This is a genomic window from Prescottella subtropica (genome assembly GCF_005434945.1).
Taxonomy (GTDB): Bacteria; Actinomycetota; Actinomycetes; order Mycobacteriales; family Mycobacteriaceae; genus Prescottella; species Prescottella subtropica.
Genome location: NZ_SKCH01000009.1, coordinates 79,374 through 103,516, shown reverse-complemented (window position 1 = coordinate 103,516; position 24,143 = coordinate 79,374). Strand labels below are relative to the sequence as shown.

27 protein-coding genes are annotated in these 24,143 nt (G+C 69.7%); 18 read left to right on the top strand and 9 right to left on the bottom strand.

Annotation, left to right across the window (positions count from 1 at the left end):
- Nucleotides 1–88: 88 nt before the first annotated feature.
- The 3 genes from E0497_RS10985 (at nucleotide 89) to E0497_RS10970 (ending at nucleotide 4,761) form a co-directional block, all read left to right on the top strand.
- Entirely contained in the window at nucleotides 89–712 is a 624-nt protein-coding gene (locus E0497_RS10985; RefSeq protein ID WP_137724831.1) for a TIGR03085 family metal-binding protein, read from the top strand.
- Between the two features lie 95 nt (nucleotides 713–807).
- Entirely contained in the window at nucleotides 808–3,552 is a 2,745-nt protein-coding gene (locus E0497_RS10975) for a DNA translocase FtsK (protein WP_170312948.1), read from the top strand.
- Between the two features lie 207 nt (nucleotides 3,553–3,759).
- Entirely contained in the window at nucleotides 3,760–4,761 is a 1,002-nt protein-coding gene (locus E0497_RS10970; RefSeq protein ID WP_137724830.1) for a TerC family protein, read from the top strand.
- Here the strand turns inward: E0497_RS10970 and E0497_RS10965 are convergent.
- Nucleotides 4,758–5,042 carry a YciI family protein gene (locus E0497_RS10965; RefSeq protein WP_137724829.1) on the bottom strand — a complete coding sequence of 95 codons (285 nt, stop codon included), beginning with the start codon at nucleotides 5,040–5,042 and terminating at the stop codon, nucleotides 4,758–4,760. The genes E0497_RS10970 and E0497_RS10965 overlap by 4 nt on opposite strands.
- 31 nt (nucleotides 5,043–5,073) lie before the next feature.
- Nucleotides 5,074–5,607 (bottom strand): amino-acid N-acetyltransferase, encoded by a 534-nt coding sequence (locus tag E0497_RS10960; protein WP_241665835.1) that lies wholly within the window; start codon nucleotides 5,605–5,607, stop codon nucleotides 5,074–5,076.
- Nucleotides 5,608–5,730: 123 nt separating this feature from the next.
- Between E0497_RS10960 and pgsA the strand changes: the two genes are divergently transcribed.
- The 4 genes from pgsA (at nucleotide 5,731) to E0497_RS10940 (ending at nucleotide 8,282) form a co-directional block, all read left to right on the top strand.
- Nucleotides 5,731–6,366: a CDP-diacylglycerol--glycerol-3-phosphate 3-phosphatidyltransferase gene (gene pgsA, locus E0497_RS10955; protein WP_137724827.1), complete on the top strand. Its 636-nt coding sequence runs from the start codon at nucleotides 5,731–5,733 to the stop codon at nucleotides 6,364–6,366.
- The gene (locus E0497_RS10950; RefSeq protein ID WP_137724826.1) at nucleotides 6,363–6,851 is read left to right on the top strand and encodes a CinA family protein; all 489 of its coding nucleotides are present in this window, start codon (nucleotides 6,363–6,365) and stop codon (nucleotides 6,849–6,851) included. Before pgsA ends, E0497_RS10950 begins: the two co-directional genes overlap by 4 nt.
- 73 nt (nucleotides 6,852–6,924) lie before the next feature.
- The gene (locus E0497_RS10945; RefSeq protein ID WP_137724825.1) at nucleotides 6,925–7,293 is read left to right on the top strand and encodes a helix-turn-helix domain-containing protein; all 369 of its coding nucleotides are present in this window, start codon (nucleotides 6,925–6,927) and stop codon (nucleotides 7,291–7,293) included.
- 170 nt (nucleotides 7,294–7,463) lie between these two features.
- Nucleotides 7,464–8,282, top strand: coding sequence for a PspA/IM30 family protein (locus E0497_RS10940; RefSeq protein ID WP_137724824.1), 819 nt, complete (start codon nucleotides 7,464–7,466; stop codon nucleotides 8,280–8,282).
- Between the two features lie 84 nt (nucleotides 8,283–8,366).
- Here the strand turns inward: E0497_RS10940 and E0497_RS10935 are convergent, their stop codons facing one another.
- From E0497_RS10935 to E0497_RS10925, 3 genes are read right to left on the bottom strand one after another with little or no spacing between them, the layout of a single operon-like run.
- Entirely contained in the window at nucleotides 8,367–8,972 is a 606-nt protein-coding gene (locus E0497_RS10935) for an energy-coupling factor transporter transmembrane component T family protein (RefSeq protein WP_137724823.1), read from the bottom strand.
- Entirely contained in the window at nucleotides 8,969–9,649 is a 681-nt protein-coding gene (locus tag E0497_RS10930) for an energy-coupling factor ABC transporter ATP-binding protein (protein ID WP_137724822.1), read from the bottom strand. The genes E0497_RS10935 and E0497_RS10930 overlap by 4 nt, the downstream gene beginning before the upstream one ends.
- A 10-nt stretch (nucleotides 9,650–9,659) precedes the next feature.
- On the bottom strand, nucleotides 9,660–10,271 hold the full coding sequence (locus E0497_RS10925) for a biotin transporter BioY (protein WP_137724821.1): 612 nt from the start codon (nucleotides 10,269–10,271) through the stop codon (nucleotides 9,660–9,662).
- A gap of 239 nt (nucleotides 10,272–10,510) precedes the next feature.
- Here E0497_RS10925 and E0497_RS20610 point away from each other — a divergent pair, with 239 nt between their 5' ends.
- A complete protein-coding gene (locus E0497_RS20610; protein WP_170312947.1) occupies nucleotides 10,511–10,684 on the top strand; it encodes a hypothetical protein in 174 nt (57 codons plus the stop codon).
- A gap of 53 nt (nucleotides 10,685–10,737) precedes the next feature.
- On the top strand, nucleotides 10,738–11,451 hold the full coding sequence (locus E0497_RS10920; protein ID WP_137724820.1) for a PIG-L deacetylase family protein: 714 nt from the start codon (nucleotides 10,738–10,740) through the stop codon (nucleotides 11,449–11,451).
- 55 nt (nucleotides 11,452–11,506) lie between these two features.
- Here the strand turns inward: E0497_RS10920 and E0497_RS10915 are convergent, their stop codons facing one another.
- The gene (locus E0497_RS10915; RefSeq protein WP_137724819.1) at nucleotides 11,507–12,400 is read right to left on the bottom strand and encodes a diacylglycerol kinase; all 894 of its coding nucleotides are present in this window, start codon (nucleotides 12,398–12,400) and stop codon (nucleotides 11,507–11,509) included.
- An 83-nt stretch (nucleotides 12,401–12,483) separates the two neighbouring features.
- On the opposite strand from E0497_RS10915, the gene E0497_RS10910 reads away from it, so the two are divergent.
- Nucleotides 12,484–13,704 carry an RNA-guided endonuclease InsQ/TnpB family protein gene (locus E0497_RS10910; RefSeq protein WP_137724818.1) on the top strand — a complete coding sequence of 407 codons (1,221 nt, stop codon included), beginning with the start codon at nucleotides 12,484–12,486 and terminating at the stop codon, nucleotides 13,702–13,704.
- Here the strand turns inward: E0497_RS10910 and E0497_RS10905 are convergent, their stop codons facing one another.
- The gene (locus tag E0497_RS10905; protein WP_137724817.1) at nucleotides 13,705–15,333 is read right to left on the bottom strand and encodes an FAD-binding oxidoreductase; all 1,629 of its coding nucleotides are present in this window, start codon (nucleotides 15,331–15,333) and stop codon (nucleotides 13,705–13,707) included.
- Nucleotides 15,334–15,353: 20 nt separating this feature from the next.
- On the opposite strand from E0497_RS10905, the gene E0497_RS10900 reads away from it, so the two are divergent.
- The 8 genes from E0497_RS10900 (at nucleotide 15,354) to recX (ending at nucleotide 22,450) form a co-directional block, all read left to right on the top strand.
- Nucleotides 15,354–15,977, top strand: coding sequence for a TetR/AcrR family transcriptional regulator (locus tag E0497_RS10900; protein WP_137724816.1), 624 nt, complete (start codon nucleotides 15,354–15,356; stop codon nucleotides 15,975–15,977).
- A gap of 30 nt (nucleotides 15,978–16,007) precedes the next feature.
- Complete coding sequence (locus E0497_RS10895) at nucleotides 16,008–17,516, top strand: glycerol-3-phosphate dehydrogenase/oxidase (RefSeq protein ID WP_137724815.1); 1,509 nt, start codon at nucleotides 16,008–16,010, stop codon at nucleotides 17,514–17,516.
- A gap of 218 nt (nucleotides 17,517–17,734) precedes the next feature.
- A complete protein-coding gene (locus E0497_RS10890) occupies nucleotides 17,735–18,247 on the top strand; it encodes a hypothetical protein (protein WP_137724814.1) in 513 nt (170 codons plus the stop codon).
- Between the two features lie 102 nt (nucleotides 18,248–18,349).
- Complete coding sequence (locus E0497_RS10885) at nucleotides 18,350–19,498, top strand: glycosyltransferase (protein ID WP_137724813.1); 1,149 nt, start codon at nucleotides 18,350–18,352, stop codon at nucleotides 19,496–19,498.
- 26 nt (nucleotides 19,499–19,524) lie between these two features.
- Nucleotides 19,525–19,719 (top strand): DUF3046 domain-containing protein, encoded by a 195-nt coding sequence (locus E0497_RS10880; RefSeq protein WP_137724812.1) that lies wholly within the window; start codon nucleotides 19,525–19,527, stop codon nucleotides 19,717–19,719.
- A gap of 10 nt (nucleotides 19,720–19,729) precedes the next feature.
- Entirely contained in the window at nucleotides 19,730–20,569 is an 840-nt protein-coding gene (locus E0497_RS10875) for an arylamine N-acetyltransferase family protein (RefSeq protein ID WP_137724811.1), read from the top strand.
- Between the two features lie 135 nt (nucleotides 20,570–20,704).
- A complete protein-coding gene (gene recA, locus E0497_RS10870) occupies nucleotides 20,705–21,742 on the top strand; it encodes a recombinase RecA (RefSeq protein WP_137724810.1) in 1,038 nt (345 codons plus the stop codon).
- A gap of 66 nt (nucleotides 21,743–21,808) precedes the next feature.
- On the top strand, nucleotides 21,809–22,450 hold the full coding sequence (gene recX / locus E0497_RS10865) for a recombination regulator RecX (protein ID WP_137724809.1): 642 nt from the start codon (nucleotides 21,809–21,811) through the stop codon (nucleotides 22,448–22,450).
- Between the two features lie 84 nt (nucleotides 22,451–22,534).
- Here recX and E0497_RS10860 read toward each other — a convergent pair whose 3' ends face one another.
- Together E0497_RS10860 and E0497_RS10855 are read right to left on the bottom strand one after the other, a co-directional pair.
- Entirely contained in the window at nucleotides 22,535–23,461 is a 927-nt protein-coding gene (locus tag E0497_RS10860; protein WP_137724808.1) for an amino acid ABC transporter permease, read from the bottom strand.
- Complete coding sequence (locus tag E0497_RS10855) at nucleotides 23,458–24,141, bottom strand: amino acid ABC transporter permease (RefSeq protein ID WP_137724807.1); 684 nt, start codon at nucleotides 24,139–24,141, stop codon at nucleotides 23,458–23,460. The genes E0497_RS10860 and E0497_RS10855 overlap by 4 nt, the downstream gene beginning before the upstream one ends.
- Nucleotides 24,142–24,143 lie beyond the last annotated feature (2 nt).

Below are 24,143 nucleotides of genomic sequence, written 5' to 3'. Positions count from 1 at the left end.
GCCTCCGCCGAGGGCGGTTGCTGCGACATCGGCCGAGAGGCCCGCGCAGTAACCGCCCTCGTCGGCGTTTCCGGGGCTACGGTGGGGCGTGCCCTACACCCGTGACGAACGCCACGCCCTGGTCGAGACGATGCGCACCGTCGGACCCGGCGCGCCGACGCTGTGCGGCGACTGGACGGTCCGGGATCTCGCGGCACACCTCGTGCTGCGGGAACGCCGCCTCGACGCCACCCCCGGCATCATGATCCCGGCGCTGTCCGGGCACACCGCCCGCGTGCAGCAGTCGATCGCCGCGCAGGACTGGGACGCACTGCTGGGCGACGTCGACTCCGGCCCGCCGCTCTGGTCGCCGTTCCGACTGCTCGACGAACAGGTGAACCTCGCCGAGATGTTCGTCCACCACGAGGACGTGCGACGCGCCGCCGCCGACTGGTCGGTGCGCGACCTGCCGTCCGGCATGCAGGACAAGTTGTGGACGCTCGCATCCGGTATCGGCCGCCGCAGCTACCGCAAGGCGCCGGTCACGGTGGTTCTCGAACGTCCCGGCAGGGCGAGGACGACGGTCCACTCGGGCGGCGCCCGTGCGGTGACGTTGCGCGGGGAGCCGTCCGAACTCCTGATGCACGCCTTCGGACGCGAGCAGGCGCGCATCGAGTTCGACGGCGCCGCCGACGATGTGGCGGCCGTGACCCGCCTCGATCGGGGCATCTGAGCGACCCGCACGCCGAGTCGTGTCGCCGCAGGTGGAACTGTGTGGCGGGTGTTGCGGATGGTCCCGATGGGATGCCAGGGACTAACCTGACCGGTATGGCAGGAAAGGCGAGCGCCCGCGGAACGAGTTCCACAGCATCCACGTCGCGGACCCGTGCCCGCTCGACCGCCGCATCCCGCGGTTCCGCCTCCGGTTCGGGAGGGTCGTCGGGAGCATCCAAGCCCCGAGCATCGGCCGGGACGCGCAAGCCCGCACCCCGCAAGGCTGCACCCAAGAAGACCGCACCCCGCAAGACGACCGCGGCGCGCAAGCCGGCCGGACGCCGTCCGGCACCGCAGCGCGGCGCCGGCACGCTCGCGTCCGTCGGCCGCGGTATCGGCGCCGGATGGTCGATGGTCGCGAAGGGTGTCGGCGCCACCACCCGCACCGTCGGCAAGGCCGCCGACATCGAGTCCGGTCACCGCCGGGACGGCATCGCGCTCGGACTGATCGCCGTCAGCGTCGTCATCGCCGTCGGCATGTGGTTCTCGGCGGGCGGCCCGGTCGGCGGGTTCATCGAAACCTGCGTGCGCGCCGTGGTCGGTGCGGTCGCCGCGATCCTGCCGATCGTCGGCGTCGGCGTCGCGGTCGGTCTCATGCGGACCGAGCCGAAACCCGACATCCGGTCCCGGCTGATCCTCGGTTCCCTGCTCGTCGGCCTGCCGGCGGTCGGCATGTGGCACATCGCGGCCGGAGCGCCGTCGACGTCGGAGGGATGGCCGGACGCGGCCGGGATCGTCGGCTACGTCGTCGCCGGTCCGCTCACCGACGGGGTCACCCCGTGGCTGTCGGCGCCGCTGCTGCTGCTGGCGATGTTCTTCGGCGTCCTGCTGCTCACCGGGACCACCGTCCGTGAGGTTCCGGACCGGCTGCGGTCGTGGTTCGGCACGTCGTACCACGACGACGCGTACGACCACGCCGACGACCCGGATTTCGACGACGAGTACGACAGCTACGACGACACCGACGATCCGGCCCTGTTCGACGCCGACGGTTATCCCGTCGACCGGGGTCGGGAGCCGGCACGGCGCCCCCGGCGCAGTCCGGCCCGGCGCACCCCGGCGCAGAACTATCCGACCGACGAGGTCCACGCGGACACGGCCACCGAGGTCCTCGGGCTGTGGGATCCGGGCGACCCCGACGGCGCTCCGGTCTCGCCGCCGGAACCGGAACCGGTCCCCGAACCGGCCCCGAAGCCCGCACCCGTGCCGAAGCCGGCACCGGCACCGCGGGCCCGGGTCACGCCCCCGGCCCCGGCCCCCGTCGCGAAGGACGAGGACGTGTTCGTCCCGGACCGGGTCGTGGAGGGCGACTACGCGCTGCCGCCGATATCGCTGCTGATCGAGGGCGATCCCCCCAAGCTGGGCAGTGCCGCGAACGACGCGATGATCGAGGCGATCACCGAGGTCCTGCAGCAGTTCAAGATCGACGCGGCTGTCACCGGCTACACGCGCGGCCCGACGGTGACCCGCTACGAGGTCGAACTCGGTCCCGGCGTGAAGGTCGAGAAGATCACCGCGTTGCACCGGAACATCGCGTATGCGGTGGCGACCGACAACGTGCGCCTGCTCGCGCCGATCCCCGGCAAGTCGGCGGTCGGTATCGAGGTCCCCAACTCGGATCGGGAGATGGTGCGCCTGGCGGACGTGCTTGCGGCCCCGTCGACCCGCAAGGATCATCACCCGCTGCTCATCGGTCTCGGCAAGGACATCGAGGGCGACTTCGTCAGCGCCAACCTGGCGAAGATGCCGCACCTGCTGGTCGCCGGCTCCACCGGCTCCGGCAAGTCGAGTTTCGTCAACTCGATGCTGGTGTCGCTGCTGCAGCGAGCCACCCCGGACGAGGTCCGGATGATCCTGATCGACCCGAAGATGGTCGAGCTGACCCCGTACGAGGGCATCCCGCACCTGATCACCCCGATCATCACTCAGCCGAAGAAGGCCGCGGCGGCGCTCGCGTGGCTCGTCGAGGAGATGGAGCAGCGCTACCAGGACATGCAGGTCAGTCGGGTCCGGCACATCGACGACTTCAACAAGAAGGTCAAGTCCGGTGAGATCCAAGCGCCGCTGGGCAGCGAGCGCGTCTACAAGCCGTACCCGTACATTCTCGCGATCGTCGACGAGCTCGCCGACCTGATGATGACCGCCCCCCGGGACGTCGAGGAGGCGATCGTCCGGATCACGCAGAAGGCGCGTGCCGCCGGTATCCACCTGGTGCTCGCGACGCAGCGGCCGTCCGTCGACGTCGTCACCGGCCTGATCAAGACCAACGTGCCGTCCCGGCTGGCGTTCGCCACCTCCTCGCTGACCGACTCGCGGGTCATCCTGGACCAGCCGGGCGCCGAGAAGCTCATCGGCATGGGCGACGGACTGTTCCTGCCGATGGGGGCGGGTAAACCGGTCCGTATGCAGGGCGCGTTCATCACCGACGAGGAAATTTCCGCGGTCGTCGACTTCGCCAAGAACCAGGCCGAACCCGACTACACGGAGGGTGTGACGGCAGCGAAGGCGGGGGAGAAGAAGGACGTCGACCCCGATATCGGCGACGACATGGACGTGCTGTTGCAGGCCGTCGAACTGGTGGTGTCCAGCCAGTTCGGGTCGACGTCGATGCTGCAGCGCAAGTTGCGGGTCGGGTTCGCGAAGGCGGGTCGGCTGATGGATCTCATGGAGACCCGTGAGATCGTCGGCCCGAGCGAGGGCTCGAAGGCCCGCGAGGTGCTCGTCAAGCCCGACGAACTCGACGGGCTGCTGTGGACCATCCGGGGCGGCGACCCCGCGGCGGCGCCGGCATCGGAGTGATCGGTCCGATCGTTCGGGCGGTCCGGCGCGGCTGTGGTTGAATGGAGCCACTGTGGAGGGGAGTATCCCCGTTTCCGCGACAGACTCGTCAACACGAGCGACACCGTTGTCGTTCCGGTTCTGTCGATCGTTCCGCCCGGCACTGCCGGGGGACACGGTGGGAGAGACCTCCGGTAGTCACGCATACCTACCGGAGGTTCGGCACCCGTGCATGTTTCACCCCTCGTCTGGATCATCACCTGCGCGGTGATCCTGGGACTGTTCGTCTTCGACTTCTTCGCCCACGTGCGCACCCCGCACGCCCCGACGTTCCGGGAATCGGCGTTCTGGTCCGCGGTCTACATCGGTATCGCGATCGTGTTCGGCATCGTCGTCACGGCGATCTGGGGTACCACGTTCGGCGGTGAATACTTCGCCGGATACGTCACCGAGAAAGCGTTGTCGGTCGACAACCTGTTCGTCTTCGTGATCATCATGTCGACGTTCGCGGTGCCCCGCGAATACCAGCAGAAGGTGCTGCTCATCGGCATCGTCATGGCACTGGTCATGCGCGGCGCGTTCATCGCCGTCGGCGCGGCCGCGATCAACACCTACAGCTGGGTGTTCTACCTGTTCGGCGCGTTCCTCGTCTTCACCGCCGTCAAACTGGTCAAGGACGCCGCCGACCACGGCGCCGACAGCGAGCAGGACCGGGAGAACAAGCTGGTCCGCGTCGTGAAGCGGTTCCTGCCGGCCACCGAGAAGTACGACGGCGACAAGCTGATCACCCGGATCGACGGCAAGCGGATGGTCACCCCACTGCTCCTGGCGCTGGTCGTCATCGGTTTCACCGACGTGCTGTTCGCGCTCGACTCGATCCCCGCGATCTACGGCCTCACACAGGAGCCGTACCTGGTGTTCACCGCCAACGCGTTCGCGCTCATGGGCCTGCGGCAGCTGTTCTTCCTCATCGGCGGCCTGCTCGAACGACTCGTGTACCTGTCGTACGGTCTGTCGATCGTCCTGGCGTTCATCGGCGTCAAACTGGTGCTGCACGCACTGCACGAGAACACGCTGCCGTTCGTGGGCGGCGGACAGCCCGTGTCGGTGCCGGAGATCTCGACCGTCACGTCGCTGTCGGTCATCCTCGGCGTCCTCGCCGTCACGGCGGTTGCGAGCCTGATCAAGACCCGCAACCGGACGTCCGACGACACGCCGGTGTCGAACTAGTCGACGAAGACGCCGAAGACCGGGATCCATTCGCGGATCGTCCGGTCCTCGACGAGGTCGAGGTGCGCGAACGGATCCTGGTCGAACATCTCGCGCACCTCGTCGGCCGTGCCGGCCTCGACGGTCATGAGGGCGCCGCTGCCGTCGGCGAACGGTCCGGAGGAACGCACGACACCGCGGCGTACCAGGTCGGCCAGCCACGCCCGGTGGTCGGTGCGGTGATCGTCGCGCAGCGCGGACTTCTCCGGTGCGTACGTGTACTGGACGGCGAACAGCGGCATGATTTCTCGATTCCGATAGGGGTGGGTGAGATCAGAGCGTGAGCAGCATGCGCGTGTTGCCCAGCGTATTCGGCTTCACATAGCTCAGATCGAGGAACTCGGCGACACCCGTGTCGTACGAGCGGCACATCTCCGCGTACACCTCGGCGGTGACGGGGGTGCCCTCGATCTCCGCGAAACCGTGCTTGGCGAAGAAGTTCACCTCGAAGGTGAGGACGAACAGTCGCTCGAGTTCGAGATCGTGGGCGACGTCGACGAGCTTGGCGACCACCAGGTGCCCGGCGCCACGACCCTTGACCTGCGGGTCGACGGCGATCGTCCGGATCTCGCCCAGGTCCGACCACAACACGTGCAGCGCACCGCAGCCGATGACGGCGCCGGCCTGCTCGACCACCCAGAACTCCTGCACCGACTCGTACAGTGTCACGAGATTCTTCTCGAGCAGGATCTTGCCCGCGTAGATGTCGATCAGACGCTTGATCTCCGGCACATCCGAGGTACGCGCGCGGCGCACCGTCATCCCTTCAGCCTCGTTCGTGCCAGCCGCCGGAGTTTCAGATGTCATGTGGTGCACAGTAGTCACCGGCTCAACCGATATTGTGGGCAGTGTGCCGCCCCGATCCATCGCCCCACACCAGGTCCCGTCCGTTCCGGGTGTGCCGGGGCGTCCCGTCCGATCGGTGCGGCCGTGACCGCGCCACGCCGTGACGTGGCCGCCGCCACCGACGCGCAGCCCACCGACGGTATCGCCGGCCACACCCCGGTCCCGCTGCTGAACATCGCGAACGTGCTCACGGTGCTGCGCATCGTGCTGGTGCCGGTGTTCCTGGTCGCCCTGTTCGCCGACGACGGACATTCGGCCGGGTGGCGGATCGTGGCGACGTCGATCTTCGCGGTCGCGGCCGTCACCGATCGGATCGACGGCCAGCTGGCCCGCAAGTACGGTCTCGTCACCGACTTCGGGAAGATGGCGGACCCGATCGCGGACAAGGCGCTCATCGGCGCCGCCCTGGTGGGTCTGTCGATGCTCGGGGATCTGTCGTGGTGGGTGACGGGCGTCATCGCTGCCCGCGAACTCGGGATCACGCTCATGCGGTTCGCCGTCCTGCGGCACGGGGTGATCCCGGCGGGCCGCGGCGGCAAACTCAAGACGCTCGTGCAGTCGGTGGCGATCGGGTTCTACCTGGCGCCGCTGCCGGACGGGTTCGCGCCGTTCACGGCCGTGTTGATGGGTCTGGCGGTCGTGCTCACCGTGGCGACCGGACTGGACTACGTGCTGCAGGCGGTGCGGTTGCGGGCCGGCGTCCGGCGTGCGGGCGCGTGAGCGATCCGCTCACCGCGTCGATCCCGGCGCACGACGTCGTCGCAGTCCTGCGTCGACGCGGCGAGACGGTCGCGACCGCCGAATCCCTCACCGCAGGCCTGCTCGCCGCGACGATCGCCGGGGTGCCCGGGGCGAGCACCGTCCTGCGGGGCGGGCTGATCGTCTACGCGACCGACCTCAAGGAGACACTCGCCGGTGTCGACGCCGGCGTACTGGCGCACGACGGTCCGGTGGCACGCCGCACCGCGGCCCAGCTCGCCGAGGGTGCCGCCGAGCGTTGCGGCGCCGACTGGGGCGTCGGACTGACCGGGGTGGCGGGCCCGGACCCGCAGGACGGCCACCGTCCGGGCACCGTGTTCCTGGGGATCGCGGGACCCGACGGCACCGAGGTGACCGAGCTCGACCTGCCGGGAGATCGGTGGGGGATCCGGATCGGGAGTGTTCGTGCGGCGGTGTCTGGATTGCTGATGCGCGCGGCGCGATAGGGTTTCGGGAACCAATCGCTTGCGCTCGTGCGTTTGAATTGACGAGTGGGGTATCGGATGAAGGAGGAGCGAGATGGCGCTGCTATTGCGTGAGGCAATCGGTGACAGTCTTCGACGCACCCGCGTTTCGCAGAGCCGAACCCTGCGTGAGGTGTCGAACAGCGCGCGCGTGAGCCTCGGCTACCTGTCCGAGATCGAGCGTGGCCGCAAGGAAGCGTCGAGCGAACTACTCGCCGCGATCTGTGATGCGCTGGCGGTTCCGCTGTCCGAGGTGCTGGTCGACGTGAGCGAGTCCCTCGCGGTCGGGCGGACCCGGGTGGTGGGTGCGCGTGGTACCGCCGACCGCGGCCCCGTGGTCGACACCGCGGTGAGCGGCCGGATCGCGCAGGACACCCGGGTCGTCATCCCGGCACCCGCCGCGCGGGCGTTGGCAGCCGCATAGGCGTGCCGCGGCTACCCGGAAACAGATAGATTCGACGGTGACGATCACGGCATCCCGACGGTGATTCGTGATCGGACGAGCAGGTAGGGCCAGTACCCGAGTTCGATGCGTGACGGTCGCGCATCGGGTCGCGCGATGCGCGGCGCAGCAGATGGAGGCAGGATCACCCCATGGCTAATCCTTTCGTCAAGGGATGGAAGTACCTGATGGCGCTCTTCAATTCCAAGATCGATGAGAAGGCCGACCCCAAGGTTCAGATTCAGCAGGCGATCGAGGACGCGCAGCGTCAGCATCAGGCCCTGTCTCAGCAGGCTGCGTCGGTCATCGGCAATCAGCGTCAGCTCGAGATGAAGCTGAGCCGTCAGCTCGACGAGGTGGAGAAGCTCAACGCGAACGCGCGGCAGGCCGTCACGCTCGCCGACCAGGCCGCCACCGCGGGGGACAACGAGAAGGCGATCCAGTACACCAACGCGGCCGAGGCGTTCGCGGCCCAGCTGGTGACGGCCGAGCAGTCGGTCGAGGATCTCAAGGTGCTGCACGATCAGGCGCTGCAGGCGGCGGCACAGGCGAAGAAGGCCGTCGAGCAGAACGCGATGACCCTGCAGGCCAAGGTCGCCGAGCGCACCAAGCTCCTCAGCCAGCTCGAGCAGGCCAAGATGCAGGAGCGGGTGTCCGACTCGCTGCGTTCGATGGACCAGACGCTGCAGGCGCCGGGTAACACCCCGAGCCTGGACGCGGTCCGCGAGAAGATCGAGCAGCGGTACGCCAATGCGCTCGGCGCCGCGGAGCTGGCCCAGAACTCGGTGCAGGGTCGCATGATGGAGGTCCAGCAGGCGAGCGTCCAGATGGCCGGCCACAGCCGTCTCGAACAGATCCGCGCCTCGATGAAGGGCGACGCGTTGCCGTCCGGTGGCACGGCCACCGGCACCCCGGCGGCGGCACCGAAGCCGTCGGTCGCCTCGCCGAACGGTGAGACGTCCGCGCAGTAGCAGACGAGTACCACGAGAGCCGGCCGGTCGGGGAGAACGTCCCCGACCGGCCGGCTCCGTCGTCGTACCGACGCCGCGGGCGGCTCAGTCGTCGACGCCGCGGGCGGCGAGGGCGTCGCCCATGGCTTCCGCGGTCATCAGCGCCGACACCACGACGGGCACCGCGAACGCGCGCAGCGAGAAGCCCAGTCCGCGGGCCTTGCGGGCGTCGGACACCTGCGTGACGATCCCGGTGAGCAGGGGAATGCAGCGCAGTGTCATCGCCAGGACGAGGCCGGCCCGGTCCGGGTTCACGCCCACCCGGCGCAGCGGCCGCAGCGTGCGGCTGATGGTGTCGAGCATGTCCGAGACCCGGGTGGTGAGGGTGACCAGGGCGGCGAGGGCGACGGCGAGCAGGATCGTGCCGCACACCACGACGGCCCGCGCCCAGCCGGTGAAGATCACCTGGAAGGCGCCGATGAACAGCAGCATCCACAGCAGCGGCCGCAGTTGGGCCAGTGCGACGCGTGCGGGGATGCGGGCGACGGCGTACAGGCCGGCGGCCACCGCGACGACGGGCAGCAGCTGCCACGGCTGGCGGACCAGGATCGTCACGGCCGCGATCGCCGCGATCATCGCGGCCAGTTTCGGGCCCGGCGGCAGCCGGTGCAGCAGGGAGGGTCCGGGGGTGTACAGGCCGAGCGTGGTCATTCGACGAGCTCGCGGTAGTGCGCGATCGACTCGGCGGGTGGGCCGTCGGCGGCGACCAGGCCGGAGTCGATCACGATCACCCGGTCGAAGTCGTCGAGCAGATCCAGATGGTGGGTGACGACGACGAGTTGCTGCCGCAGCCCGGCGAGGGTGCGGCGCATCAGGCGGGCGTTGCGCAGGTCGAGCAGCGTGGTGGGTTCGTCGGCGACGATGACGTCCGGTTCTGTGACCATGACGGCGGCGAGGGCCAGCAACTGCTTCTGCCCGCCGGACAGCAGGTGGGTGGGGTGGTCGGCGTGCCCGGACAGCCCGAAGTCGGCGAGGACCTGTGTGACCTTCTCGGCGCGTTCGGTCTTGCTCAGGCCGCTGCGGCGCAGCGAGAACGCGATGTCCTCGGACACGGTCGGCATGACGATCTGGTGGTCGGGGTCGGTGAACACGAAACCGACCGTGCGACGCACCTGACGGCCCTTGCGGGCGGTGTCGAGACCGTCGACGGTGACGGTGCCCGCCGTGGGGGCGACCAGGCCGTTGATCATCCGGGACAGGGTGGATTTGCCGCTGCCGTTCGCGCCGATGATCCCGATGCGCTGTTCGGTGAGGGCCAGGTCGATCCCGGCGAGCACGGTGCGCTCGCCGTACGAGTGGTGGACGGCGTCGAACCGGATCTCGCTCATGTCGGGGCGGTCAGGCGGCGTCGGCGGCCACGGGCGCCGGGGACCGGCGGGACGCCGCGAGCGCGGGGTACGCGCGGTGCACCTGGGCGGCGACGACCGCGGCGACGACGGCCTTGGCGATGTCACCGGGCAGGAACGTGATGTTGGCGGCGAACGCGGCCGGGAGGGTCATGTCGGTGCGTGCCAGCATGCCGGCGATCCCGAACGCGTACAGCACGACGACACCGCCGAGCACGTTGATCGCGACACCGGCGAGCGTGTGGTACTTCGGCAGCATCCGGTAGCTGAGCCAGCCGACGACGGCGACCGCGGGCAGCCAGCCGATGAGGAACCCGGCGGTGGGACTCGACAGCGAGACGAGGGTGGTGCGTCCGCCCGCGAGGACGGGCAGTGCGAGTCCGAGGACGATGACGGTGAGGACCGACAGGGTGCCCTTGCGCGGCCCGAGCAGCGCGCCGGCGAGCATGACGCCGAGGCTCTGCAGCGTGATGGGGACGGCGGAACCGCCGAGGGCGATGGTGCCGGGCAGGCCCAGTGCGACGATGAGCGCGGCGAAGACCGCGATCTGTGCGAGATCGCGGGCGGTGTTGCGGGGAGTGCCCGTCTGGGATGTCGGCGACACGGCTATCGACTGCTCCTCGGGTGTTCACGAACGGGACCGATCCAACGTCGCGAGCCTATGCCAGGTTGCGGGGCCGGCCGGCGGGCAGTCCTGCCGGAGCGGTGTCGGAGATCTCAGGGTGAACCCCCATCTTTCCCTGATCTTGCCGCTGAGCTGGTGATTTCCGGGTCTGTGCATGCCACGATCGAGTGGTCGCGGTCGGTAGGATCGGCAGCGAGAAGCACATCAGGAGGATCGTCGTGTTCTGGAAGATTATCGGTATTGTCGCGCTGGTGTGGATCGCGTTCGCGCTGCTCGGGGTCCTCGTGAAGGGGCTGTTCTGGATCCTGGCGATCAGCGCGGTCGTCTTCGGCCTGTACGTCCTGTTCAAGGGCAAGGATCGGGCCGACGGCACCGACCGCACCCGGTTCTGACCCGTTTCCGGTAAGGGCTGCGCCCGGCGCCCGACCCGGGCATGCTGACGGACATGGAGCCGATTCCCGAGGACTGGCAGCACGCACTGGTGATCGTCGCGCATCCCGACGACATCGAATACGGGGCCGCGGCCGCCGTGGCGCGGTGGACCGATCAGGGCAAGGACGTCCGGTACGTGCTGGTGACCAGCGGTGAGGCCGGGATCGCCGGCCTGCATCCCCGCGAGTGCGGGCCGCTGCGCGAGGAGGAGGAACGCCGGTCGGCCGCCGTCGTCGGCGTGACGCAGGTCGAGTTCCTCGGCTACCCGGACGGCCGCATCGAGTACGGGACGCAGTTGCGGATGGATCTGGCCCGGGTGATCCGGCAGCACCGTCCGGAGATGGTGGTGACGATGAACCATCGGGAGACGTGGGGGCCGGGGTTCCTCAACAGTGCCGACCATCGGGCGGTCGGGTCGGCGGTCCTCGACGCCGTCTCGGACGCCGCGAACGAGTGGATCTTCCCGGAACTGGTCGAGTCGCCGTGGACGGGCGTGCGCTGGGCGGCGGTCAACGCGATGCTCGGTGTCACGCACGCCGTCGACGTCACCGCGACCGTCGAACGCGCGGTGCAGTCCCTGTGCGAGCACCACGCCTACCTCGCGGCGCTCGGCACCGACCCGGTCGTGGACCAGGCGGCCCGGCAGATCGAGATGGCGACCGGACCGAAACCCGGATTCGACGCCGAACGGGCTGTCGGCTTCGAACTCTTCGTGTTCGGCGGCTGAGCAGCCTCGTGATGCAGTGGCTGAGCCGCCTCGTGATGCGGCCGGCCGAGCCGCGTCAGGTGAGTGGTGCCCCGACGGCGACGCGTCCGGCACCGGGCACGGCCTCGATGTCGATCGGGAGTTGTCCGACGAACTCGCCGTCCGCGTACGACGTCACCGGTACACCGGTCTCCAACCGCAGGGTGCGGGTGCGGAACGTCTGCACTTCGTCGAGCCGGATGTGGGTGCCCTTGTAGACGGTGGGGAACAGGCGCACCAGTTTCAGCCGGTTGCCGGCGGCGACGACGGTGACATCGAGGAGGCCGTCGTCGAGTTTCGCGTTCGGGGTGATGAGCATGCCGCCGCCGTACGAGGTGCCGTTGCCGACGGACACCATCGTCGCGTCGAGGTCGACGGTCCGGTCGTCGAGGACGAGTCGGTAGGGGATCGGGGTCAGCTGCGCGAGTTCGACGATCATCGCGAGGTTGTAGCGCATCGGGCCGTGCGGCCACCGCATCCGGTTGGCGCGGTCGGTGACGAGGGCGTCGAAGCCGCTCGACAGGACGGTGCCGAACCAGTGGTCCCCGGCGCGGGCGAGGTCGACGGTCGCGATCTCGCCGGCGGCGACGATGTCGGCGGCGGCGACCGGGTCGTCGACGGGAATGTGGAACAGCCGGGCGTGGTCGTTGCCGGTGCCGCCGGGCACGATCCCGAGGGGTGTCCCGGTCTGGGCCAGCGCCTGCCACGCGATGTTGACCAGGCCGTCCCCTCCGGCGGCGACGAGGACGTCGGTGCCGTCGGCGACGGCCCGGCGGGCCAGGGCGAGGGCGTCGTCGGCGTCGGTGCCTGCGATCTCGGTGACCGTGACACCCCGTTCCCGCAGCCGGGCCACCGCCGCGGCGGCGGCCGCGGGGGCGTGCCCGCTGCCGGCGGCGGGATTGGTCAGGACCGTGACCGAGGAGCGGGTCACCGAACCCTCGCCAGGATGCCCCGTCGTTCACGGCGGGGAGGAATGGCGTCGAACATGTCGGACCCTTCTGTTGTGATGGTGGGGTGAGGACCGCATACAAGGTCCGGGCCTACCCGGACCCCGAACAGGCGGCGCTGCTGCGCCGCACGTTCGGGTGTGTGCGGGTCGTGTGGAACAAGACCCTCGCGGACCGGCGACACCGGTACACGACAGAGCAGAAGTCGACGTCCTACAAGGAGACCGATGCGGCGCTGTCGCAGTGGAAGAAGACCGACGACCTCGCGTTTCTGTCGGAGGTGTCGTCGGTGCCGTTGCAGCAGGCCCTGCGGCATCAGCACACCGCGTTCGGGTCGTTCTTCACGGGCACGGCCCGGTACCCGCGGTTCAAGAGTCGGCGTTCTCGTCAGTCCGCGCATTACACGCGCTCCGCGTTCCGCATCAAGGCTGGCGGATTCTGGCTCGCCAAGACCACCGCGCCGCTGCGGGTCGCGTGGTCCTGGCCCGGCATCGACCTCGCGACGCTCGACCCGACGATGGTGATCGTCTCCTGCGAGCCGGACGGCCGCTGGTTCGTGACGTTCGCCGTCGACCACACCGACCCGGAACCACTTCCCGCGACGGGCATGTCGGTCGGTGTGGATCTCGGCGTCAAGGACTTTGCAGTGCTGTCGACCGGGGAGAAGATCGCCAACCCGAAGCACATGGCCCGCCACGAACGCGGTCTGCGACGGCACCAGCGGCGCCTGGCGCGGATGCGGAAAGGCTCGAACAACCGGAACAGGCAACGCCGGAAGGTCGCACGCAAGCATTCCCGGGTGCGGGATGCTCGCCGCGACTTCCTGCACAAGACCAGCACGGCGCTGGTGCAGCGGTTCGACACGATCGCTGTTGAGGACCTGAACGTGTCCGGGATGGTCCGTAACCGGTCGTTGGCGAAGTCGATCAGCGAATCCGGCTGGGGTGAGTTCCGGTCGATGCTCGAGTACAAGACCGCGCGGGCCGGCCGCCGGTTCGTGGTGATCGACCGCTGGCACCCCAGCTCCAAGACGTGCAGTGCGTGCGGGCATCGGCTCGCCGTATTGCCCCTCGGGACACGACAGTGGACGTGCCCGAACTGCGGCACCCGGCACGACCGGGACCACAACGCCGCACAGAACATCCTCGTCGCCGCCGGGCTGGCGGAGACACGAAACGCCTGCGGAGCGGATGTCAGACCGCATGGGTTCGCCCATCGGCAATCCGTGGTGAAACAGGAACTCCCGGATGTGAGTCCGAGAATCCCCGTCCTTCCGGGCGGGGAGTAGTCAAGGGATCAGCTTGCCGGGGTTGAGGATCCCGGCGGGGTCGAGTTCGTTCTTGACCGCGCGGAGCACCTTCGCGCCGAGGTCGCCGATCTCGGCGCCCATCCACGGCCGGTGGTCGCGGCCGACGGCGTGGTGGTGGGTGATGGTGCCGCCCGCGGCGACGATCGCGTCGCCCGCAGCCTTCTTCGCCGTCGCCCACTGGGTGAGCGGGTCGGCGGCCTGCGCGCACACGACCGTGAAGTACAGCGACGCCCCGGTCCGGTAGGTGTGCGAGATGTGGCACATCACCAGCGCCGGGGTACCCTGCGCGGCAAGTGATTCCGTCAACGCGGCGGTGACGGCGGTGCGTAGGTGCGCGAGATTCGACCAGCGGGTGGCGGTTTCGAGGGTTTCGGCGATCGCGCCCGCATCGAGCAGGGCGTCGCGCAGGTAGGGGGCATCGAAGCGGCCGTGCTCCCACTTCTGCGCGGGCCCCTCCCCGAGCGAGGTGCCGCCGGCGGCGGCGAGGATCGCGTTCACCTCCGCGGACCGGGACTCGACGTGCGCGTCGGTGCCCTCGACGGTGGTGATCGCCAGGCAGCCGGACGTGGGACTGTCGCCGCCGATGTCGCCGGCGAGGGCCAGGTTGATGCCGGTCTCGGCCTCGTCGGACAGGCGCATCACCGTCGGCGCCGACCCGGACTGGGCGACGGCCCGCAGGGCGTCGGCGCCGGTCGCGAAGTCGGGGAACGACCACGCCCGGTAGCCGGTGCGGGCGGGAACCGGATGCACCCGCACCGTCACCTCGGTGACGATGCCGAGCGTGCCTTCGGAGCCGACGAACAACTCCCGCAGGTCCGGGCCCGCCGCGGATGCCGGTCCGCGACCGAGGTCGAGGGTGCCCGACGGGGTCGCGATCCGCAGCGACTCGACCATGTCGTCGAAACGGCCGTACCCGGCGGACGCCTGCCCCGACGAGCGGGTCGCCGCGAAACCGCCGATGGTCGCGAACTGGAAGCTCTGCGGGAAGTGTCCGAGGGAGAATCCGTGCGCGCCGAGGAGTTGCTCGGCCTGCGGCCCCGTCGTACCGGCCTGCAGTGTCGCGACACCGGACACCGTGTCGAGGTCGACCAGCGCGTTCAACCGGCGCAGGTCGAGGACGACGACGGCCCCGAAGCGGCCACGGTCCGGGTCGACACCGCCGACGACGGACGTGCCGCCGCCGAAGGGGACCACCGCGAGCTGTTCGGCGGCGCAGAACCGCAGCAGTGCGAGGACCTCGTCGTGGGTGCCGGGCAGCAGGACCGCGTCGGGGGCGTCCTGCGCGTCGGCGGCTTTGCGGCGCAGCAGGTCCGGGGTGCTCTTGCCGCCGGCGTGCCGCAGCCGGGTGGCGTCGTCGGTGCGGACGTGGTCGGTGCCGAGCAGGCCGGCGAGCGTGTCGGCGAGGGCCGGTGCGAGCGCGCTCGGACGCAGGACCGTGTCGGCCTCGGCGGGCTGCGGCGACTGCTCCGCGGACACCCCGAGCGCCTGCTGCAACAGGGTGGTGACCTGCTCGGACAGGGTGCGGCGGGACTCGGCGACACCCCAGGCGTCCCACTCCATCGTGGGGGCCGCGGTGGTGGGGAACTCGGGGACGAAGGCATCCGACATGCATTACAGTGTTACATGAAATGTCTAGTTGTAACGAAGTTTCCGAATCGGTCGAATCGTCGGCGTGTCCCGAGACGATTCCCGGGCCGACCGTCGACGATCAGATCCTCGACGCCGCCCGCTCGTGCGTCCTCGACTTCGGGTTGCGCCGCACCACGCTCGCCGAGATCGCCCGCCGTGCCGGGGTCAGCCGGCCCACCGTCTACCGGCGCTGGCCGGACACCCGGGCGGTCGTCGCGGATCTGCTCACCCGGGAGATCGCCGTGGTCGTCCCACTCATGACCGGGGACGATCCGGCGCGGACGCGTCTGGTGCGCGGCGTGGTCGAGGTGGCCGTCGGTATGCGGACGCATCCACTGTTCGCGAAGATCCTGCGCTCGGACCCGGACGTGCTCATGACGTACATCGTGGAACGGATCGGCACCAGCCAGCGGGCGATCGTCGGGTTGCTGTCGCGGACCGTCGCCGCCGGGCAGGACGACGGGTCGATCCGGGCGGGCGATCCGGTACACCTGGCGGCGATGGTGCTGCTCATCGCGCAGTCCGCCGTCCAGTCCGCCAGCATGATCGCGGACGTGCTGCCCGCGGGTCCGCTCGCCGCCGAACTCACCGTCGCCGTCGACGCGTATCTCGCGCCCCGCTGAAGCCGCATCGGATCGATCCAGGAGGACATCGTGCAGGATCATTCGCGCTCCGCGCTGAACGCCGACCGGCGACGGCGTGAACTGTCGGACCTCGGGGACCGGAACGACGTCGACGTCCTCGTGATCGGCGGCGGCATCACCGGGGTCGGCACCGCGCTCGACGCGGCGTCCCGCGGCCTGCGGACCGTCCTGGTCGACAGCCGTGATCTGGCGTTCGGCACCAGCCGGTGGAGTTCCAAACTCGCGCACGGCGGGCTGCGCTACCTGGCGTCCGGGAACGTCGGGATCGCGCGGGAGAGCGCCGTCGAACGCGGCATCCTCATGACCCGCACCGCCCCGCATCTGGTGCGGGCGCTGCCGCAGCTGGTGCCGCTGCTGCCGTCGGTGAGTCTCTTCGAGAAGACGCTGGTCCGGGTCGGTTTCCTGGCCGGTGACGCGCTACGGGCGACGGCGCGGACCCCGTCGTCGGTGCTGCCGCGGTCCCGGCGGATCGACGCCGGGCAGGCGGTGCGGCTCGCGCCGACCGTGCGCCGCGACGGCCTGCGCGGCGGGCTCCTCGCATACGACGGGCAACTCGTCGACGACGCCCGTCTCGTGGTGGCCCTGGCCCGCACGGCCGCGGCGCACGGCGCATCGATCCTCACCCGCGTCGGCGCCTACGACGTCACCGGCGACACGGCCCGGCTGCGGGACGAACTGACCGGCGAGGAGCTGACGGTCCGGCCGCGCGCCGTCGTCAACGCGGCCGGGGTGTGGGCCGGCCGGGTCGACCCGGACATCCGGCTCAAGCCCAGCCGCGGCACGCACCTGGTGCTGCCGGCGGCACTGCTCGGCAATCCGACGGCCGCGCTGACCGTGCCGATCCCGGGGGAGACGAACCGGTTCGTGTTCGCGCTGCCCGCGCAGCTCGGACGCGTCTACCTGGGGCTCACCGACGAGGCCGTCGACGGGCCGGTCCCGGACGTGCCGACCCCGTCCGAACACGAGATCGGGTTCCTCCTGGACACCGTCAACACCGCCCTGGCCACCCCGATCGCCCGCACCGACGTGCTCGGCGCGTTCGCCGGACTGCGTCCACTGCTCGATTCGGGGGACGGCGCGACCGCCGACCTGTCCCGCAACCATGCGGTGCTGCACTCGTCGACCGGGGTGATCAGTGTCGTCGGCGGCAAGCTCACCACCTACCGGAAGATGGCGCAGGACGCCGTGGACAGTGCCGTCGCTGCGTCCGGCCTGTCCGCCGGACCGTGTGTGACGACGCGTCTGCCCGCGGTCGGTGCGGAGGCGGTGCCGTCACGGAATCTGCCGGCGTCCCTGGTCGCGCGGTACGGCAGCGAAGCGAGTCTCGTTGCCGCAGCAGGAGATCCGACGCCCATCGCCGACGGCATCGACGTCACCCACGCCGAACTCGCGTTCGCCGTCAGCCACGAAGGCGCCCTCGACGTCGACGACCTCCTCGACCGCCGCACCCGCATCGGCCTCGTCGCCGACGACCGGGACCGGGCCGTCGCGGCAGCGGAGCGGGCCCTGGGCGGCTGACCTCCGCTGCGGGCGGTTGCTGTGCGGAACGTCGAGAAGAGTTCGCAGTAATCTCCCGCGTCGGGCGAAGGGGCGTAGCGGGGGCCGGCCAGCAGGAACCGGGGCAGTCGGCTGCTGACCGCGGTGGACAGGATCATGTCCAGCGGCGACTCGCTGACAGGGCGCGGTAGGCGTCGCCGCAGCAGGGTGAGTGGGGTGCCCCGGCTACGGTGTGTCGTATGACGGTCGACTCGGTGGCAGGCGCCGTGATCCGGAGGCCGAACGTGGCCCGGGCAGTATGGGTGGCGGTACTGCCGGTGGTGTTGCTCGTCGTGACGCTGCTCGCCACGATCGTCGAGGGCGGCCGCAACTGGTGGATCGCCCCGGTACTGGCGATGTGGATCCTGAACGGCGTCGTCGGGTTGGTGCTGTTCGTCCCGCCGATGGTGATCACACTGGTCGGCGCCCGTGTGGTGCCCCGGAAGTTCCGACGCGGCCGCGGGCTGCTCTCCTTCGGGAGTGCGGTCACGACGATCGTGGCAGCCGCATTCGTCGTCGGCGCGCTCGTCGAGTCGATCGCGCCGTCCGAACGTCTCGACCCGAACAGTTGGACGGTGACGCTCACCCCGCTGGAGACGGTGGTGTACGTCGGCCCCTACGTCGTGATGGTCGTGGCGAACGGGCTTGTGCTGGCGGGCCTCTGGAAGCGCTCCGCCCCGCTGCGGGCGGTTGCTGCACGGAACGTCGAGTAAGGATTCGCAGTAACCGCCCGCGCCGGGTCGGATGTGGGGACGATCGTCTTCCGGGGGTCGCTCGCGCGCGGGCGGCGCTGTGACGTGTGGCACGCTGGGCGCATGCGTGTAGCTGTCGTCGCCGGGCCGGAGGCCGGGCATGCCGTTCCTGCTCTGGCGTTGTGCCGGAAACTTGTTGCGGCGGGCGATGTTCCGGTGTTCTTCTCGGCCGGACGCTGGCTCGATGTGGCCCGGGAGCAGGGCATTGCCGCCCGTAAACTCGGGGGACTCGCTCCCCGTGAGTTCGACGACGACGCCGATTCCGGTGCGAAACTGCACGCCCGGGCCGCGCACGTGTCGACGGCCCTGCTGCCCGACCTGCGTGACGCCGCCCCGGATCTGGTGGTCTCGGATGTCATCACCGTCGGCGGGGGCATGGCGGCGGAACGGCTCGGGATCCCGTGGGTGGAGTTGTCCCCGCACCCGCTGTATCTGCCGTCGAAAGGCTTGCCGCCCATCGGGTCCGGGCTCGCCGCCGGAACCGGGTTGCGCGGCCGGGTCCGGGATGCGGTGCTGCGGGCGATGACCGCCCCGGCGCTCAGGAAAGGGACCGTGCAGCGCGGCGAGGCGCGCGTGAGTGTCGGGTTGCCGTTCGACGATCCAGGTCCGGCCGCGCGGATGGTCGCGACCCTGCCGGCGCTCGAGGTGCCGCGCCCGGACTGGCCGTCGAACGCGCACGTCGTCGGCCCGCTCGTGTGGGAACCCGCCGACGACGTTCTGGAACCGCCGCCCGGGGACGGTCCGCTGATCGTGCTCGCGCCGTCCACCGCGTCCACCGGTGCCGGGGGCATGCTCGCCACCGCGATCGACGCCCTCGACGGGCTCGGTGTCCGACTGCTCGTGACCGTGTTCGAGGCCCCCGACATGGACCTGCCCGACTGGGTGCGCGCCGGCTTCGGCCGCCAGGACGCGATGCTGGCCGACGCGTCCGCACTGATCTGCGGTGCCGGGCACGGCGTCCTCGCCAAGGGCCTGCTCACCGGGGTGCCGCTGGTGACCGTGCCCGGCGGCGGTGACCAGTGGGAAGTTGCCAACCGGGTGGCCCGACAGGGCAGCGGCCTGCTGCTGCGGCCGCTGACCGTCGGCGCCCTCCGTGACGGTGTGCGACGAGTCCTGGACGATCCGTCGTTCGCGGCCGCGGCACGGCGCGCGGCCGCCGGTGTCGCCGACGTCGCCGACCCGGTCGCGGTCTGCCGCGCCGCCGTGGCCTGACCGCCGGCCTCCGCTACCGTGACAGTGTGCGATTGACCGAATTCCGCGAGCTCGTCCACGACGAGTTCGGACGCCTCCGCGGCGACTCCCTCCTCGTCGACCACGTCGTCGGCAGTCTCGACGGCCGGACCGCGGCGGGCGCGATCGAGGCCGGTATCGACCCGCGTGTCGTGTGGCGCGCCCTGTGCGACGAGTTCGACGTCCCCGCCCAGCGGCGCTAGGAGCGTGCCGATGCTCGACGAACCGTTGGTGGGTGCATCCTGGCGGACCGACCTGTTCGACGTCCCCGACTACCTCGATGCGGTCGGCGTCGTACCCGGCGAACCCACCCTCGACCTGCTCGGGGTCCTGCATTCTGCGCACGTGCACACCTTCCCGTTCGCGAACGTCGACGTTCTGCTCGGCGCGCATCCCGGGGTGGCGCCGGACGCCGTCCAGGACCAGCTCGTCCGACGGCGTCGCGGCGGGTACTGCTTCGAACACAGCCAACTCTTCGCCGCGGCCCTCGAACACTTCGGCTTCACGATCCGGCGCAATCTCGGTCGCGTCCACGAACTCACCAACACCCGTACCCGCATGACCGTCACAGTGGAAATCGACGGACGGCGGTGGCTGTGCGATCCGGGTTTCGGGTTCAGCATCACCCGGCCCATCGCGCTCGAGCACGGCGCCGTCCAGGTCGACGGAGACCGCGAGTTCGTCCTGCAGAAGAGCGTGGACGACGGGACGACGGTGTGGGCGCTGACCCGTGGAGGGAAGGTCGAACACTACGTCGACGAGGCGCCCGTGCACCCGGCGGACGTGCGGACCGGGCATGTCGTCACGTCCCGGGATCCGTATTCGCCGTTCACACAGCACCTGAGGGTGATGCGGCACCTGCCGGATGCGCACGTGACCGTCACCGAGGGTGCCCGGACGGTCCGCGCCCGCGGCCGTGGGACCGAACACGTGACGCTGTCGGTCGCCGACGTGGTCGACGCAGTGCAGGAGTTGGGGGTCGTGCTCGTGCCGGGCGAGGACGCGACGCTCGCCGAGGTGCTGACCCGGTTACGGGAACGCTCGCACCGTTGACTCGAAAATGTGTTCGATTATGCTGGTGGGTGCCGGCTGGCGTCCGGGTCGGCGAACTTGTCGGTACCGGGCTCTACCCTGAACCACAGATCGCTGGACGAGACTTCGACCGAGACTTCAACTAAGGGGACCACGATGGCACCACAGGCACACGATCGCGACAAGGCACTCGAACTCGCCCTCGCTCAGATCGACAAGAGCTTCGGCAAGGGATCGGTGATGCGTCTCGGGGAGGAGGCCCGTCAGCCCATCGCCGTGATCCCCACCGGATCCATCGCGCTGGACGTCGCCCTCGGTATCGGCGGCCTGCCCCGCGGCCGCGTCGTCGAAATCTACGGCCCGGAATCCTCGGGTAAGACGACGGTCGCGCTGCACGCGGTCGCCAACGCACAGGCCAACGGCGGTGTCGCGGCGTTCATCGACGCCGAGCACGCCCTCGACCCGGAGTACGCCCGCAAGCTCGGTGTCGACACCGACGCCCTGCTGGTGTCGCAGCCGGACACCGGTGAGCAGGCCCTCGAGATCGCGGACATGTTGATCCGGTCCGGCGCACTCGACATCATCGTCATCGACTCGGTGGCTGCGCTCGTGCCGCGCGCCGAGATCGAGGGCGAGATGGGCGACAGCCACGTCGGTCTGCAGGCCCGGCTGATGAGCCAGGCGCTGCGCAAGATGACCGGTGCGCTCAACAACTCGGGCACCACCGCGATCTTCATCAACCAGCTGCGCGAGAAGATCGGTGTGATGTTCGGCTCGCCGGAGACCACCACCGGCGGTAAGGCACTCAAGTTCTACTCGTCGGTGCGCCTCGACGTGCGCCGCATCGAGACCCTCAAGGACGGCTCCGACGCGGTCGGCAACCGCACCCGCGTCAAGGTCGTCAAGAACAAGGTGTCGCCGCCGTTCAAGCAGGCCGAGTTCGACATCCTGTACGGCCAGGGCATCAGCAAGGAGGGCTCGCTGATCGACATGGGTGTCGAGCACGGGTTCATCCGCAAGTCCGGTTCCTGGTACACGTACGAGGGCGACCAGCTCGGCCAGGGCAAGGAGAACGCCCGCAAGTTCCTCCTCGAGAACGTCGACATCCGCGACGAGATCGAGAAGAAGATCAAGGAGAAGCTCGGTATCGGCGCGGTCCTCACCGACGAGGTCCCCGAGCAGGCTGACTTCTAGGTCCGACGACCCTCGCGTCCGGCCCGGACCCCACCCCGGGTCCGGGCCGGACGCAGTCGACCAACCATGAGCGACGACACCAGCTACGACGACAACAGCCACTACGACCGGTACGGCAGCGACGACGTCACCACCGGCCGGCGCCGCGCCGCCCCCCGGCGCCGGGACAGTGCGGGCCGGCCGCTCGGGGAGGACGGGCAGCCGTTCGAGCTGACGGGCTCCCCGGAAACCCTGGCGGCCCGCGCGAAGGACGTGTGCCTGCGACTGCTCACCGACCGGGCCCGCAGCCGCGCCGAACTCGAGCAGAAACTCGTGACGAAGGGATACCCGCAGGCGGTGATCGACGCCGTCCTGGGCCGGCTCACCGAGGTCGGTCTCGTCGACGACGCCGCGTTCGCCGAGCAGTGGGTGCATTCGCGGCACACCTACTCCGGGCGTGGCCGGCGGGCCCTGGCCACCGAACTGCGACGCAAGGGTGTCGACGACGCCACCTCGCAGGAGGCGCTGTCGGCGATCAGTGCCGACGACGAACGCGAGCGCGCCGCCGACCTGGTGCGCCGGAAACTGCTCCGCACCACCGCCGACGACATCGCCGACCGCGACGATCGGGAACGGTTGATGCGCCGTCTCGTCGGCATGCTCGCCCGCCGCGGCTATCCGGCGGGAATGTCGTTCGCGGTCGTCAAGGACGAACTCGGGAATCTCTGAGCGGGCACCCCGGAACCGGGTGGAAACGCCGACGGGCTCGTGACGGAATCGAATCCGTCACGAGCCCGTCGGCGTGTCACCGCGTCAGCTGCGTGGCCGTGACTGCGCCTGGTCGGCGCCGAAGTCGTCGACGCCGGGAGCGCCGTCGAGGACGTCCGCGTCGAGGGACAGGACGGTGCGTGCGACGCCCTTCTTACCGCCGGTCCGCAGGCGCTTCTCCAGCCACGTCGCGAACGAGGTGAGCGCGAAGTTGATGAGCACCATGATGAGGCCGACGACGACGAGGGCCGCGAAGAAGTTGCGGTAGTACGACGCCGACTGCTGGCCGCTGCGGATCAGTTCGATGTAGCCGATCTGGTAGCCGAGGGCCGAGTCCTTGAGCGCCACCACCATCTGCGACACCAGGGCCGGCAGCATCGTGGTGATCGCCTGCGGCAGCAGGATCAGCCGCATCATCTGGCTCTTGCGCATACCCAGCGCGGACGCGGCCTCCGTCTGCCCCTTGGGCAGCGACAGGATGCCGGCCCGCAGGATCTCCGCGATCACCGAGCCGTTGTACAGGGTCAGACCCACCACGACCGCAGCCAGCGCCAACTGTCCGGACGGGAACACGCCGTACTGGGCGAACGCCTGGTACGCGAAGATCATCAGGATCAGCACCGGGATGGCGCGGAAGAACTCGACGATCGCGCCGCTGACCAGGCGCACCCACCGGTGGTCCGACAGTCGGCCGATGCCGAGGACCGCGCCGAGGATCAGTGCGAACACGATCGACAGGGCCGCTGCCAGCAGGGTGCCCTTGAGGCCCGGCAGCAGGTACGTCGTCCACGTGAAGTGGTCGAGGAACGGTGACCACTTGTCGGCCTCGAGCTGACCGTTGTCGGCCAGCACGTTCAGCACGTACAGCGCGAGACCGACGAGGACGACACCGAAACCGACGGCGATCAACCGGTTGCGGACGCGGGCGCGGGGCCCGGGGATGTCGAAGAGAACGCTCGACTGCTGAGTCATCGCTTCACCGCCAAACGCTTGCCGAGATAGCCGAACAGGAATCCGATCGGCATGGTCAGGACCATGAAGCCGAGCGCGAAGATGCCGAACACCAGGAACAGCTTGTCCGCCTCGTTCTCGATCATGGTCTTCATCAGCAGCGACGCCTCGGCCACACCGATCGCCGACGCGATGGTCGTGTTCTTCGTCAACGCGATCAGCACGCTGCCGAGCGGTGCGATGACTGCGCGGAACGCCTGCGGCAGCACGATCATCCGGATGGACTGCGTGAACGTCAGGCCGAGGGAGCGGGCCGCCTCCGCCTGACCGAGGGGCACCGTGTTGATACCCGAGCGCAGCGCGTCACACACGAAACCGGACGTGTAGACGACGAATCCGAGGACCGCGAGCCGGAAGTTGTTCTGGTCGATGAAGTGCGGTGAGCTCTCGGGCGCGAAGTGCACGCCCAGGTTCTGGTAGAGGCCCACCGAACAGAACACGATGATCAGCGTCAGCGGGGTGTTGCGGAAGATGTTGACGTACCACGTCGAGAAGATGCGCAGGATCGGTACGGGGGAGACCCGCATCGCTGCGAGCAGGGTGCCCCAGATCACGGCGCCGAGCGCCGACCAGAACGTCAGCTGGATCGTCGTCCAGAACGCGCTGACGAGTTGGTCTCCGTAAGTGTCGATCAGTCCCATGT

Coding starts and splice junctions, on each gene's coding strand:
- E0497_RS10860 (WP_137724808.1), bottom strand. CDS start 23,461: ATGACTCAGCAGTCGAGCGTTCTCTTCGACATCCCCGGGCCCCGCGCC.
- E0497_RS10930 (WP_137724822.1), bottom strand. CDS start 9,649: ATGAGCGAGATCCGGTTCGACGCCGTCCACCACTCGTACGGCGAGCGC.
- E0497_RS10900 (WP_137724816.1), top strand. CDS start 15,354: ATGTCTAGTTGTAACGAAGTTTCCGAATCGGTCGAATCGTCGGCGTGT.
- E0497_RS10940 (WP_137724824.1), top strand. CDS start 7,464: ATGGCTAATCCTTTCGTCAAGGGATGGAAGTACCTGATGGCGCTCTTC.
- E0497_RS10855 (WP_137724807.1), bottom strand. CDS start 24,141: ATGGGACTGATCGACACTTACGGAGACCAACTCGTCAGCGCGTTCTGG.
- E0497_RS10965 (WP_137724829.1), bottom strand. CDS start 5,042: ATGCCGCTGTTCGCCGTCCAGTACACGTACGCACCGGAGAAGTCCGCG.
- E0497_RS10975 (WP_170312948.1), top strand. CDS start 808: ATGGCAGGAAAGGCGAGCGCCCGCGGAACGAGTTCCACAGCATCCACG.
- E0497_RS10890 (WP_137724814.1), top strand. CDS start 17,735: ATGACGGTCGACTCGGTGGCAGGCGCCGTGATCCGGAGGCCGAACGTG.
- E0497_RS10905 (WP_137724817.1), bottom strand. CDS start 15,333: ATGTCGGATGCCTTCGTCCCCGAGTTCCCCACCACCGCGGCCCCCACG.
- recA (WP_137724810.1), top strand. CDS start 20,705: ATGGCACCACAGGCACACGATCGCGACAAGGCACTCGAACTCGCCCTC.
- E0497_RS10920 (WP_137724820.1), top strand. CDS start 10,738: ATGGAGCCGATTCCCGAGGACTGGCAGCACGCACTGGTGATCGTCGCG.
- E0497_RS10875 (WP_137724811.1), top strand. CDS start 19,730: ATGCTCGACGAACCGTTGGTGGGTGCATCCTGGCGGACCGACCTGTTC.
- E0497_RS10960 (WP_241665835.1), bottom strand. CDS start 5,607: ATGACATCTGAAACTCCGGCGGCTGGCACGAACGAGGCTGAAGGGATG.
- E0497_RS10935 (WP_137724823.1), bottom strand. CDS start 8,972: ATGACCACGCTCGGCCTGTACACCCCCGGACCCTCCCTGCTGCACCGG.
- E0497_RS10885 (WP_137724813.1), top strand. CDS start 18,350: ATGCGTGTAGCTGTCGTCGCCGGGCCGGAGGCCGGGCATGCCGTTCCT.
- E0497_RS10945 (WP_137724825.1), top strand. CDS start 6,925: ATGGCGCTGCTATTGCGTGAGGCAATCGGTGACAGTCTTCGACGCACC.
- recX (WP_137724809.1), top strand. CDS start 21,809: ATGAGCGACGACACCAGCTACGACGACAACAGCCACTACGACCGGTAC.